A 14,264-nucleotide genomic window follows, 5' to 3' on the forward strand; every position below is an offset into this window, starting at 1 on the left:
TTTTTTAATAGATGATTAGATAACGCTTTAATCATCGAGCGAAATGCTCAATATTTTTGGAGGTGTATTATTACATGGCAAACAAACAACAATTAATCGATAAGGTTGCTGAAAAAGCTGGTTTAACTAAAAAAGACGCTGGTGCAGCTGTAGATGCAGTATTTTCTTCAGTTTCTGACTTTTTAGTTGAAGGCGAAAAAGTACAATTAATCGGCTTTGGTAATTTTGAAGTTCGTGAACGTGCTGCTCGTAAAGGTCGCAACCCACAAACTGGTGAAGAAATTCAAATTAAAGCTTCTAAAGTACCTGCATTCAAGCCAGGTAAAGCTTTAAAAGATGCTATTAAATAATTAGACGATTCAAATGCTTATGGCTCAAGGGCTGTAAGCATTTATTTTTTATTATATAGGTAAAAGAGGCGGGAGTTTAACTATTTAGGACATTAGTCATTGATGATATTAGTAATAACGAATGCCTATATTTAAAAATAGATGTTATTTTTTATTTACAATCAACTACCAAGATACTTTTTATTTTTTATGATACAATAAAAATATATTCTTATTATATAAAAATAGAAGGTGTTTTTTATATTAGGCGATTGTATAATAATAGCCATGGTAATAGCGATAATAGTGATGATGCTAGCGGATTTTACGATATCAGATAAAGATGTTCAATTAGACGATTTAGAAGTGTTAAAAAAACTCATTTCAGAACGTAAAGCTAATTTTAAAGGCTGAAATCCCTGTATAGTGCTGTATAAAAATAGGAGCTGTTGGAGTTAGCGCTTGCGCAGGTTTTAGCAGTTATCTTTTTTCTAGCCGTGATCGTTGAAGCTGGATTCGCTTTATTTATGGGTTCAAAATATGGTGGCACGGTCATCGATATTGATGATGGTAGAACGGCTCCAATGTTAAGAGAACGAGATTCAAATCGTATTGTTGATTATCAGCTAGCGTCAGATATTTTTTTGGTTGCTTAAATTTAACTGTAAAGCTGATAATAGGTGGCGCTGCAATACATGGTTAGTTTGGAAGCGTGCTGATGGTGAAGCCACAAGCATAAAGATTTAATAAAACGTATGGCGTTAAATTTAGTTTAATTGATACAAAAATAAGTTAATAAATTCACTCCTAATTTTTCATTTAATTATTGAGTTTATTTTTATGCTTGAATAATATTCATGATATATTTGCAACTAAATGATTGATGACTTATGCTTTTTCCAAGTAATAAGCATTCCATTTTTAGTATAATTCCTCTTGGAGCATTTAATATTAAAAGTATTTTACTGGCAAAATATAGATTAAAGAGAACTGATTGCTAATTTGAAATATGTCTAACTATTTTTTCAGCAATGCTATAACTAGAGGCTGTTGAAGGAAAATATAATTCGTATACCTAAAAAAGCAACTGATTATTTCACCAGTTGTTTTTCTGATTGTAGATGATTTTTATACTTAATAGTAGTGCAGCTTTGACCTGATATCCTTAGTGCATAAATTTAGAGCTATACTAGCTTTTGTCAAGTATGTTCAACATCTTATTGTTTGTTGAAAGCTCTTCAAAAGCTACATCATCCTAATCTTTGCCGTTTTTTACCAAGATAATATTTCTTTAAATAAATGCTGGTATCATCTTTTTCATATTTAATTGAAAATATTCTGAAAATAATAAACATTTTCAATTTTTTTTGTTACACTAGGTTCAATAAACAAATATATTTAGTGGAGGCAAAAAAATGACCAAAGATTTAGAGACAATTTTAGCACAAATTGGCACTCGTACCGATAAGGTTACAGGTGCATTGGCAACACCGATTCATTTTTCAACAACCTACCAGCACCCTGAATTTGGTCAGTCAACAGGTTTTGATTATACTAGAACACAAAATCCAACCCGTGAGCAGTTAGAGCTAGGTTTGGCTGCAATTGAAGCCGGTAATTATGCATTTGCAACAAGCAGTGGTATGAGCGCAATTGTTTTAGCGACCGAAGCGTTTCCAATCGGCTCACACTTTGTTTGTGTGCGTGATTTATATGGTGGTACTTTTCGATATTTTAATCAGCTTGAGGCAAACGGGCTTTACACCTTTGATTACGCAACAACCGAAGCAGAGCTGATTGAGCTGATTAACGAAAAAACAGCAGTGGTTTATCTTGAAACACCGACTAATCCTTTGATGTTTGAATTTGACATTCAAAAAATTTCTGATTTAGCACATCAGTTTAACGCTAAGGTTGTTGTTGATAATACTTTTTATACACCAGTTTATCAGCAGCCATTAACACTTGGCGCAGATGTGGTGTTGCATTCTGCCACTAAATATTTAAGCGGCCATAATGATGTCCTTGCGGGTGCTGTGATCGTAAAAGATGAGCTATTTGCTAGTGAATTAAGATATAGTTTAAATACTAAGGGTGCAGTCTTGTCGCCATTCGACTCATTTTTAGTAATGAGAGGCTTGAAAACCTTGGCACTCAGAATGAAACAGGCAACTGAAAATGCGCAAGCAATTGTGCGATTTTTACAAGGACATTCTGCTGTCAAGTGTGTGTTGTATCCTGGTAAGGCTGGAATGATTAGCTTCAAGGTAAAAGATGAACAGAAAATTCCAAGCATTTTAAATCATTTAAAATTATTTACCTTTGCTGAAAGCTTAGGTGGTGTTGAAAGCTTAATCACCTATCCTACAACTCAGACGCATTTAGATATTCCAAAGGAAGTTCGAGAAAGCTATGGCTTGACAGCCGATTTATTAAGACTGTCAGTTGGGATTGAATCAGTGACTGATTTAATTTCTGATTTAAAGCAGGCTTTAGAAATCTAAGAAGAGCTCTTTAACAATCAGTTCTTGCAGCATTTTAAACATCTAATAATCAGGTAACAAAGAAAGGCGATATGTCATGAAAAATTTTGAAAAGGCAGTAGCACGTAGAGGTACAAATTCATTAAAGTGGGATAGTGTGGCTCAGGATGTCTTGCCGCTTTGGGTAGCGGATATGGATTTTCAAACTGTTCCAGAGGTAACCGCAGGCTTAACAGAGCTGGCTAAGGGTGGCGTCTTTGGCTACACCTTAAATAGTTCGCAGCTATTTCAAGCAGTTATTGATTGGCAGGCAAATCAACATCAGCTAAAGCTTGAAAAAGATTCAATTGTTTTTATTGAAGGTGTCGTACCAGCGATTTCTGTTGCGCTTCAAGCGTTTACCGAGCCAGGTGATGCAGTGCTAATCAATACACCAGTTTACCCACCCTTTGCTCGAACAGTTAAGCTCAATCAGCGTCGATTGATTGAAAACGATTTGGAAGAGATAAACGGTCATTTTGAAATTAATTTTACAAAATTAGAAGCACAATTAAAGGATGAAGCGGTGAAGCTTTATGTTTTTTGTAGTCCGCATAACCCCGGTGGTCGAGTTTGGACAGCGGAGGAGCTTGAAAAAATCGGTTCACTTTGCCAAAAGTATCAGGTTAAATTAGTGAGTGATGAAATCCATCAGGACTTTGCCTTATTTGGTAACCAGCATCATCCGTTTTTAACGATTAAACCGGACTATCAGGATTTTTCAATTATCTTAGGCTCTGCAACTAAAACTTTTAATATTGCAGGTACAAAGAATGCATATGCCATTATTCCAAATCAAGATCTGCGTGAAAAATTTAAAAATGTTCAATTAAAAAATAATCAGCATGAGGTAAGCAGCTTTGGGCAGGTGGCTACTGAGCTAGCTTATCAAAATGGTGAAACTTGGTTAGCTGGCTTAAAAGCCAAAATCGAAGAAAATATTGAGCTTGTTACTGCTTTTACTGAAGAAAATTTACCTAAGGTCAAGGCGATGAAGCCTGAAGGCACTTATTTAATCTGGTTAGACTTTTCTGCTTATGGCTTAGATGATAAGGCATTAGAGAAAAAAATGCTTAGAGAAGCCAAGGTATACCTGAATTCGGGTATTTCCTTTGGTCAAGGCGGGAGCGGTCATTTGCGGATGAATCTTGCGACAAGCACTGAACTTGTAAAGGAAGCTTTGACAAGAATTGCTAAAGTATTTTAATTTAATCTGGCATCAAGTGCTTGACAATGCTCTGTTGAGCCACTTACTTATCAACGATAAATCAACTAAAACCCAAAGCGGAATCGAAAGATTTGCCTTTCAGCGTTGCGTGTTTTTTGTATCATAGTTTTATAATACGTAGTATTCTGCCGACACAGTCGGAAATAAAATCACCGTGCATTTAGCGCGTTTCGAGCATGTCAGAGCAAGCACTCTCAACTTTTTCGTTTATTAATAAAGGAATCAGCAGATATTATAATCGGTTGACTCCTTTATTTTTTAGTAATTAACCTGCACTGATTAATAAAAACTATCACTAATACCATTATTTCAATCACCCGCTAAGGTGAAAAAGTGCCTGAAAATTTCTGGAAATGATATAATGAGGTAATAATTAATATTGGATGATTGGTGGAGCGTATGATAGATCAAATTGGCAAGGTATTATTGTATAATCGATATATTAGTAATTTACCTAAGGAACAAAAGTCTTTAATTGGCATTGAGTTAGAATACCCAATCGTCAATCTAGCCAATGAGGCTGTTGATATTAATTTTGTGCGTCAGCTACTTGTTGAATTAGTCGCAAAGCATCAATTTATTATCATTAAGCGTGATGATGATGGCTATCCAATTGAAATACAGGCTGAAAAAGCAAAGGATATAATCGTTTTTGAGGTTAGCTATAATAATCTTGAATTTGCTTTGAGTCCTGTTTTGGATTTACATCAGGCTGATCAAAGAATGAGGCAATATTTAAAGTGGATTCAAGCATATCTTAATCAAAAAAATCATCAGTTAACTGGAATGGGCGTCAATCCTAAATGGCATTTAAATGATGCACAGCCTGTGAAGTCAGCTCGTTATCAAATGTTAACGGCATATTTGGCAAGCTATTCGCAATACGATGATGTGCCAGCTCATTTTTTTCACCAATACCCACAATATGGGAGCTTTATTTCAGGTTCTCAAGTACAATTAGATGTGACAGCAGCCAATTTATTGCAGGTTTTAAATGTTTTTAACCAAATCGAACCAATCAAGGCTTGGCTTTTCGGCAATTCATATTTCTGGGGAGAGCATTGGCAGACGACGGTTGCTCGTGATATTTTCTGGGAAAATTCGATGCATGGTATTTTCCCTAATAATGTTGGTGTTTTCCCAAAGTGGTTTGAATCAATTGATGAATATCTTGATTACTTAGCTGAATCTGTTATTTTTCAAGTTACGAGAAATAAACAAACCTATTATTTTCCACCAATTACAGTTCAGGCATATTTTGGTTATGATGAAATCATCGGCACTGGGCTAAGGGGTGATTCAATTGTGATTACGCCAGATATAGAAGATATTAAAAATCATCGTAGCTATAACTATCAAGATTTGACAGCACGCGGTACAGTTGAATTTAGAAGCTGCTGTCAGCAGCCACTAAATGAAAGGATGACTGTTGCAGCATTTCATTTAGGTATTTTTAATCAATTGCCAGAGGTTACGACATTACTTAAGAATCAGCCCTTAGTTCAACAAGCTGATTTGTCAATTGAGAAAGCAAGACGTCACTTTTCAACAACAAAATTGTCAGATGAAACGGATTTATCAATCGCCAAATTGACTGGTTTGATACTTGATATTGCCAAAGAGGGCTTGGATAAACGTGGTTTAGATGAGGCTGTTTATCTAGAGCCACTGATTAAGCGAGTCGCATTGCTGGAGAATCCTGCCAAGCAGGCACTAAAACGACTTTCAGATGGTACAAAAATGAATGAAATTATAGAGGATTACGGAAGGATTTAAGATGAAGCTAAATTTAACATCGGCCATTGATAATGAGCAATTTTCGGCCTTATATCATGAAATGATTCTTGGCATTGAAAAAGAGAGTGTCAGAGTAACTGATTTAGGGGTGCTATCGCAAACTGAACACTCCAAAAAATTTGGAAATCGAAGCTTTCATCCGTATATTCAAACCGATTTTGCAGAAAATCAAATTGAGTTGATCACACCACCGTGCCATTCGAGTCAAGAGGTGATGGATTATTTAGCGGCAATTCACGACGTTTTTTATCGTACTGCTGATGAAAGGCTATGGCCAGCGTCAATGCCGCCAGAATTTACAATAGATCAAATTTCAGTTGCTAAGCTCGATTGCCAAGAAGATGTTGATTATCGCAATTATTTAGTTAAAGCTTATGGTAAGAATAAACAAATTATTAGCGGGATTCATTATAATTTTGAATTTTCTAATCAGCTATTAACCTTTTTATATCAAAATAGCGCAGCAACAGATAAGTGCGAATTTCAAGATTTCAAAAATGAAATTTACTTAAAGCTAGCACGTCAATTTACAAGATATCGCTATATTTTAACTTATTTTTATGGCGCGACACCCTTTGCAGCAAAAAGCTTTTTAAATCAGGGTGAAACGCTCGAACAACCTGTTCGTTCAGTAAGAAATAGCAGCTTTGGTTACGTCAATCATTTGACTAAAACCATCCCGCTTGATTCTGTTGCTGGCTATGCTGATCATATCCTTAAACAGGTTGATTCAGGTGCCTTAATCCACGAAAAAGAATACTATGGCGCAGTACGCTTACGTGGTGCAAAAAATTTAGTTGAATTGAAGAAAAGTGGTGTTCACTATGTTGAGCTGCGCTGCTTTGATTTAAATCCATTTGAACCATACGGTATTAGTAAGAAAATGCTCGATTTTATTCATTATTTTGCTTTATTTTTAATATTTAAAGCAGAAGCTGATGATTATCATCAAGGCGATGAAATTAACTCTGCTGTAGCTTTAGAGCATCCAAATGAGCCAACTGCCTATATCGAGGAGGGGCAAGCCGTTTTATATGAAATGAAGCGCTTTTATCGTAATATCAAAGCCAGAGCTGAGCTACTGGAGTTAATTGATCATTATATTAGAAAATTTGACCACCCGGAATATACATTAGCAAGTCGGATGCTTGAAAGAGATTTATTAAAAATTACCGATATTAATTTTGAACGCGCTTTTAAACGACCATTTCAATTAGCTGGCTTTACGCAAATGGAGTTGTCTACTCAAAATATTTTATTTGATGCCATTCAAAAGGGACTGAAAGTTGAAATTTTAGATAAGGCAGATCAATTTATTCGTTTAAGCTATGGCAAGCATCATGAATTAATCAAAAATGGCAATATGACTGCCTATGACAATTATGTTTCTGCCTTGGCGATGGAAAATAAATTGGTGACTAAAAAGCTATTAGGTGAAGTTGGCATTCAAGTGCCAAAGGGGTATGAATTTAGTCAAATTGAGCAAGCACTAGCGATTTATCCGATTATCAAGCATCAAGCAATCGTCATTAAACCAAAAAGCACAAACTATGGCTTAGGTATTTCTATCTTTAAACAATCAATTGCCTATGAAGATTATAAAGCAGCTTTAGAATTCGCCTTTAAAGAGGATCAGCAGGTCTTGATTGAAGAGTTTGTGGAAGGAACCGAGTATCGTTTTTATGTTCTGGATGGCAAGGTTCGTGCGATTTTATTAAGAGTTCCTGCCAACGTACAGGGGGATGGTATCCATACCATCAGTGAGCTAGTGGCACAAAAAAATGAAGCCATTTACCGAGGCACTAATCATCGCTTTCCATTGGAAAAGATTCAATTAGGTGGCATAGAAAGATTAATGCTCAAAGAGCAAGGTTTGACAATTGATAGCATTCCTAAAAAAGATGCAATTGTTTATTTACGTGAAAATTCTAATATTTCTACTGGTGGTGATTCAATTGATATGACCGATCAGGTGGACGTAAGCTATCATCGAATTGCCGAGGCGGTAGCAGAGGTGCTAAAAACTGTTGTAACTGGTGTTGACATTATAATTCGAGATAAAGAGGTGGCAGCTGATGATTCAAATTATAAAATTATTGAAGCAAATCAGAATCCAATGATGCAAATGCATATCTTTCCTTATCAGGGGCAAGGACGTCGTGTGACTAAAATGATGGTTGATTATCTTTTCCCAGAAATAGATTAGCGATTTATATTATATTTTTTTGAATTAGCTCGTGTAAAAGCTTTTGAAAGGCCTCTCGAGCTTCAGCGGTATATTTTTTGGGACCCTTGGTTTTTCCGCCAGCCTTCCTAATTTTTTGTCCGAGATAGCGTTGCATCAAAAGCTGGTCAATATTAGATTGAGTAAATTGAAAACCATTTTGATGAATGACTTGAACATTTTTAGCGAGCAGTAAGGAGGCTAAGCCATAGTCTTGTGTAATGACAATATCAAGCGCTTTGGCGCGTTTAACAATTTCAAAGTCAACAGCATCGGCGCCTTTTTCAATATAAATCGTTGTTAAATACCTTGAATCTGCTTGGCTAGAATAATGGTCATGCGTTGTAATTAAGAGCACAGCTATTTGATACTGGCTAGCAATCTGAATTGTTTCTTTTTTTACAGGAGAGCCGTCACCATCTATTAAGATTTTCATTTTTACCACCTTTATTAAATTATTTAATAAGCATACCATAAATGAAATGCTTGAAAGGATTTTTTAAATTATGATACCAGAAATAATGATTCGATTTTTTGAATATATTGCGGCTTTAATTAGCGTCATTTCAATTTTGATTTTAATCAGGGGACTTTATGTTGCTGGTGTTGAATATTTAAAAGCAGAATTTGATAAAAGTAGTTCAAAAATAGAACGTGTTAGCCATGTCCGTTCAACCTTGGGCATTTACGTTTTACTAAGCTTAGAGATTGTGATTGCAGCTGACATTATTGAATCAATTATTCATCCAACAATGGAGGATATTTTAAAATTAGGATTATTAGTTGTCATCCGAACCGTTATTTCTGTTTTTCTAAAAAAGGAAATTAGCGAGTAAATAAAAAGACTTTTAAAAAACTAATTAAAGTTTTTTAAAAGTCTTTTGTTTGGTCAGGTTCAATCCAAAACTAACTGTATTTTCATTTTTTTGGCGAATCCGTTTAAGATTTCCCTGATGCCGATAAATAATAAAGCTTGCCAAGCCTAAAACAATAAAATTAAATAACCAATTAAATTCACTTAAAAATGGTGTATGCAGTAGTGGCAGAATAAAAACAAGTATAACTGCAGAGATACAAACGGTCACACTAGCAAAGCTTACCATGCTGGTTAGGTAGAGTGTAATTAGAAAAATAGCTAATAAAATTAAGCATAAAATTGGTTGATAGACAATGAGCATACCAGCGCTTGTTGCCACGGCCTTGCCGCCTTTGAAGCGGATAAATATTGAACAAGTATGCCCGAGTATTGCCAGTAAGCCAAAATATAATGGTGAAATATTTAAATTAAAGAATAATGGCAGTGCGGTAGCAATAGCGCCCTTTAGAACATCCAAGATAAAAACGGCAGCTCCAGCTTTTTTGCCGAGCACTCGAAAGGTATTGGTTGTTCCGATATTTTGGCTGCCTTGATTTCTAATATCTGTCTTAAAAAATAGCTTGCCAATCCAGACACCATTAGGAATTGCACCAAGTAGATAGGCAATTAGACATAGTAAAATAATTTTCATGGTTACACTCTCTCTATAAAATAGTTTTAATTCATTTAAGGTAAAGAATTAGAAGAACTAAAATACCCTTTTGAAAGTGTATCAAAAAAAACGTTGCTTTCAAATATTTTTAGGCATTTTTTTTTGAAAGTGGTATGATAGGATAGATTAGGATTAAAATTTGGCTTATAATCTGATTTTTGCAAAGAATAGATTAGGATGATAAAAAGTTAGAATATGGTTAATTAAGAAACAAAGGAGAGGAATTATTTGTCTCAAACAAATTTGAATAATTATAATGATGATGCCATTCAGGTCTTGGAGGGCTTAGATGCGGTTAGGAAAAGGCCGGGAATGTATATTGGTTCCACAGATAGCCATGGTTTGCACCATTTGGTTTATGAAATTGTCGATAATGCAGTTGATGAAGCATTATCTGGCTTTGGTAACCAAATCGAAGTAATAATTCATCCGGATGGTTCTATTTCAGTACAGGATGAAGGCCGTGGGATGCCAGTTGGTACGCATGCGACGGGAAAACCGACAGTAGAAGTTATTTTTACCGTTTTACACGCCGGTGGTAAATTTGGTCAGGGTGGCTATAAAACATCGGGTGGCTTGCATGGTGTGGGCTCTTCTGTCGTTAATGCACTTTCTTCATGGCTTGTTGTTAACATTGTTCGAGATGGGTGTGAATATGAGCAGCGCTTTGAAAATGGTGGTAAGCCAGTCACAAAGCTGATAAAAAAAGGGAAGACCAAACGAAAAACTGGAACTCGTGTTCATTTCATGCCAGATGCGAGTATTTTTTCGACGACTCATTTTGACTTTGAAACGCTCTCAAATCGCCTCCACGAAAGTGCATTTTTGCTGAAGGATGTGACAATTAGTCTAAGTGATTTAAGAAAAGAGCCTCATATTTCTGAAACTTATCATTATGATACTGGATTAACAGCATTTGTTGAATACTTAAATGAAGATAAGGATACCTTATCACCAGTCATTGAAATTGAGGGTGAGCAGAACGAATTTGTTTTGGACATCGCTTTACAATATAACGATGGTTATTCAGACAATATTTTAAGTTTCGTTAATAATGTTCGCACAAAAGATGGTGGTACTCATGAAACAGGCTTGAAAACGGCCTTAACTAAAACCTTTAACGATTACGCGCGAAAGGTTGGTATTCTAAAAGAAAAAGACAAAAATCTTGAAGGCAGTGATTTTCGAGAGGGCCTGACAGGCGTTTTAAGCTTACTTGTGCCAGAGGCTTATTTACAATTTGAAGGGCAAACTAAAGATAAGCTTGGAACTCCAACTGCACGTCAAATTGTTGAGCAAATCACCACAGATCGCATGACTTTCTTTTTAATGGAAAACGATGAGCTGGCACAAAACTTAATTCGCAAGGCTGTTAAGGCTCGTGAAGCGAGGGAGGCTGCCCGCAAGGCACGTGACGATAGTCGAAATGGTAAAAAAAGAAAAAAAGCTGAGGTATTATCTGGTAAATTAACGCCTGCTCAGTCTAAAAATCCAAAGAAAAATGAATTATATCTTGTCGAAGGTGATTCAGCAGGAGGATCGGCCAAACAGGGCAGAGATCGGAAATTTCAAGCAATTTTACCATTACGTGGTAAGGTCATTAATACTGAGAAAGCTAAAATTACCGATATTTTAAAGAATGAAGAAATTAATACAATGATTTATACGATTGGTGCAGGTGTTGGTAATGATTTTACAATTACAGATGCTAATTACGATAAAGTAATTATTATGACCGATGCAGATACTGATGGTGCGCATATCCAGATATTACTTTTAACCTTCTTTTATCGCTATATGCGACCGTTAATTGAAGCAGGTAAGGTATATATTGCTTTACCGCCTTTATATAAGCTTTCAAGAGGGCGTGGCAAAAAAGAAGAAATTGCGTACGCATGGACAAATGAAGACTTAAAGGAAATCCAAAAAAGCTTTGGAAAAGGTGCAACTTTGCAGCGATACAAAGGGCTTGGGGAAATGAATGCCGATCAGCTCTGGGAAACCACCATGAATCCTGAAACTAGAACCTTAATTCAGGTTATGATTGATGATGCAGCTCAAGCAGAGCGTCGAGTATCTATTTTAATGGGTGATAAGGTGCCACCACGCAGAAAATGGATTGAAAGTCATGTCGATTTTACTTTAAGTGATGATTTAGAGAGCTTGGAGGTGAACTAATTGTCTGAAAAAGGAATTCAACAGCTAACCTTAGAAGAAGTAATGGGTGATCGCTTTGGCCGTTATTCTAAATATATTATCCAAGAGCGTGCCCTACCAGATATTCGAGATGGCCTAAAGCCTGTCCAACGTCGGATTTTGTTTTCGATGAATAAGGATGGCAATACCTTTGATAAGGCTTATCGAAAATCTGCTAAATCGGTCGGAAATGTGATGGGGAATTTTCACCCGCATGGTGATTCATCGATTTATGATGCAATGGTCCGGATGAGTCAAGACTGGAAAATGCGTGAAGAGTTAATTGAGATGCATGGTAACAACGGCTCAATGGATGGTGATCCTTCTGCTGCAATGCGTTATACTGAGGCAAGATTATCAGAAATTGCCAATCAGTTGCTTGAAGATATTGATAAGGAAACTGTTCCGTTTATTTGGAATTTTGATGATACTGAAAAAGAGCCGACTGTTTTACCTGCCAAATATCCAAATTTATTAGTCAATGGCTCAACTGGGATTTCAGCAGGTTATGCCACCGAGATTCCACCGCATAATCTTGCGGAAATTATTGATGGTACGATTTATTTAATCGATCACGAGACGGCAGCCCTTGATCAGCTATTGGCTATTGTGCATGGTCCAGATTTTCCAACAGGTGCAATTATTCAAGGTGCGGATGAGATTAAACGTGCTTATGAGACCGGCAAAGGTAAGATTGTTGTCCGTTCTAAAACGGCAATTGAAACGATTAAAGGAGGCAAGCAACAAATTGTTGCCACTGAAATCCCTTTTGAGGTTAATAAAGCTGTTTTAGTAAAAAAAATGGATGAAATTCGAGTTAATCGAAAAATTGATGGCATTGCAGAGGTACGTGATGAGTCTGACCGAGATGGTCTAAGAGTAGTCGTTGAATTAAAAAAAGAAGCAGATGCTGAAACTATTTTAAATTATCTTTTTAAATATACTGATTTGCAGATTAATTATAATTTTAATATGGTGGCAATCGACGAAGGCACGCCTAAACAGGTCGGTTTGATTAAAATATTAAAATCATATATTAAGCATCAAAAATCAGTGATTGTTAAGCGAAGTCAATTTGACTTGTATAAAGCCAATAAACGCTTGCATATTGTTGAGGGACTAATCAAGGTTATTGATATCTTAGATGAAGTCATTGCGATTATTCGCTCATCAGATAATAAGGGAGATTCTAAGGCAAATTTAATTGCTGCCTATGAATTTACTGAAGCACAGGCTGAGGCGATTGTTACTTTACAGCTTTATCGGTTGAGCAACACCGATATTTTGGCTTTAGAAAAAGAATATGCAGATTTACAAGCGAAAATAAAAGAGCTCAAGGCGATTATTAATGATGAAACTACTTTATTGAACGTTTTGAAAAAAGAGCTTCGTCAGGTAAAAGCTAAATTTAAGTCGGAGCGCCGTTCGGTTATTCAGGCTGAGGTTGCTGAAATTAAAATCGAAGCGCAAAGCTTAATCGCTGAGGAAGAGGTGGTGGTCTCGGTAACAAAGCAGGGTTATATTAAACGAACAAGTCTGCGTAGCTTTAATTCAAGTGTGCTTTCTGAAATAGGTCGAAAAGAGGATGACGTTCTCTTTAAGCTTGCCAAAGCATCGACTCTGCAGCATATTTTAATTTTCACTAATTTTGGTAATGTTTGGTATAAACCAATTCATGAATTAACTGATTTAAAATGGAAAGAGGTTGGCACTCACCTATCACAAAATATTTCCAATTATCAGCCAAATGAAGAAGTGGTTGCTGTTGAAATTGTGTCAAGCTTTGAACAGCCAATAGAGCTGCTTTTTGTAACACACCAAGGTATGATTAAACGAGTTAAATTGAGTGATTTCAGTCCATGGCGTACCTATCGAAGTAAAATGCTGCAAGCAATTAAGCTTAAGGGGACAAGCGATAGTGTTATCTTAGCGACGCCAATTTTGAATGTCCTAGATACAGTTATGATTGCAACGGCAAAGGGCTATGCCTTACAATTTGGCTTGGAGGATGTGCCTTTGCAGGGTACCAAATCTGCTGGAGTTAAAGCTATCAATTTAAAAGCTGATGACTATACTGTATCGGCGTTTTTAATTGATGCACAGGTAGAACGCTTAATGCTCTTAACGCAACGTGGTAATTTTAAGGTATTTAATTTGTCGGAGCTGCCAATCACAAGTCGTGCGAATCGTGGCCTACTTGTTTTAAAGGAGCTCAAGAACAAACCGCATCGCCTATTTATGATGAATGCGGTTGAGGAACGCTTACATTTTGAAACAGTTTCAGGCCGATTAATTGAATTATTGCCTGATACTTATAGAAGTAATGATCGAATTAGTAATGGCTCTTCGGTGATTGATGAACTGAATGATATTGGTATTAAACGTATTTTACCAATAATTGAAGCTGTAAACTAAGATTATCATAAATAAAAAAGGCAT

At 36.1% G+C, this 14,264-nt stretch carries 11 protein-coding genes; 9 read left to right on the plus strand and 2 right to left on the minus strand.

Features of this window, described 5'->3' with window-relative positions; translation table 11 throughout:
* Positions 1–74: 74 nt before the first annotated feature.
* The 6 genes from HOY35_RS03490 to gshAB all read left to right on the plus strand — a co-directional run bounded on the left by HOY35_RS03490 (position 75) and on the right by gshAB (position 8,082).
* On the plus strand, positions 75–350 hold the full coding sequence (locus HOY35_RS03490) for an HU family DNA-binding protein (RefSeq protein ID WP_172210808.1): 276 nt from the start codon (positions 75–77) through the stop codon (positions 348–350).
* A 428-nt stretch (positions 351–778) separates the two neighbouring features.
* Positions 779–985, plus strand: coding sequence for a hypothetical protein (locus HOY35_RS03495; protein ID WP_172210806.1), 207 nt, complete (start codon positions 779–781; stop codon positions 983–985).
* A 759-nt stretch (positions 986–1,744) separates the two neighbouring features.
* A complete protein-coding gene (locus tag HOY35_RS03500) occupies positions 1,745–2,833 on the plus strand; it encodes a PLP-dependent transferase (RefSeq protein ID WP_172210804.1) in 1,089 nt (362 codons plus the stop codon).
* 76 nt (positions 2,834–2,909) lie between these two features.
* Complete coding sequence (locus HOY35_RS03505; protein ID WP_172210802.1) at positions 2,910–4,058, plus strand: MalY/PatB family protein; 1,149 nt, start codon at positions 2,910–2,912, stop codon at positions 4,056–4,058.
* Between the two features lie 420 nt (positions 4,059–4,478).
* On the plus strand, positions 4,479–5,855 hold the full coding sequence (locus HOY35_RS03510; RefSeq protein WP_172210800.1) for a glutamate-cysteine ligase family protein: 1,377 nt from the start codon (positions 4,479–4,481) through the stop codon (positions 5,853–5,855).
* Between the two features lies 1 nt (position 5,856).
* Positions 5,857–8,082, plus strand: coding sequence for a bifunctional glutamate--cysteine ligase GshA/glutathione synthetase GshB (gshAB, locus tag HOY35_RS03515; RefSeq protein ID WP_172210798.1), 2,226 nt, complete (start codon positions 5,857–5,859; stop codon positions 8,080–8,082).
* Positions 8,083–8,086: 4 nt separating this feature from the next.
* Here gshAB and HOY35_RS03520 read toward each other — a convergent pair whose 3' ends face one another.
* On the minus strand, positions 8,087–8,536 hold the full coding sequence (locus HOY35_RS03520; RefSeq protein WP_172210796.1) for a YaiI/YqxD family protein: 450 nt from the start codon (positions 8,534–8,536) through the stop codon (positions 8,087–8,089).
* A gap of 70 nt (positions 8,537–8,606) precedes the next feature.
* Between HOY35_RS03520 and HOY35_RS03525 the strand changes: the two genes are divergently transcribed.
* The gene (locus HOY35_RS03525) at positions 8,607–8,936 is read left to right on the plus strand and encodes a DUF1622 domain-containing protein (protein ID WP_172210794.1); all 330 of its coding nucleotides are present in this window, start codon (positions 8,607–8,609) and stop codon (positions 8,934–8,936) included.
* 24 nt (positions 8,937–8,960) lie between these two features.
* On the opposite strand, the gene plsY is transcribed toward HOY35_RS03525, so the two are convergent.
* Entirely contained in the window at positions 8,961–9,608 is a 648-nt protein-coding gene (plsY, locus tag HOY35_RS03530; RefSeq protein ID WP_172210792.1) for a glycerol-3-phosphate 1-O-acyltransferase PlsY, read from the minus strand.
* 249 nt (positions 9,609–9,857) lie between these two features.
* Between plsY and parE the strand changes: the two genes are divergently transcribed.
* Both parE and parC read left to right on the plus strand, forming a co-directional pair.
* Positions 9,858–11,807 (plus strand): DNA topoisomerase IV subunit B, encoded by a 1,950-nt coding sequence (gene parE / locus HOY35_RS03535; protein ID WP_172210790.1) that lies wholly within the window; start codon positions 9,858–9,860, stop codon positions 11,805–11,807.
* A complete protein-coding gene (parC, locus tag HOY35_RS03540) occupies positions 11,808–14,240 on the plus strand; it encodes a DNA topoisomerase IV subunit A (RefSeq protein ID WP_283770041.1) in 2,433 nt (810 codons plus the stop codon).
* Positions 14,241–14,264 lie beyond the last annotated feature (24 nt).

The organism is Enterococcus sp. MMGLQ5-1 (assembly GCF_013155265.1).
Lineage (GTDB): Bacteria > Bacillota > Bacilli > Lactobacillales > Streptococcaceae > MMGLQ5-1.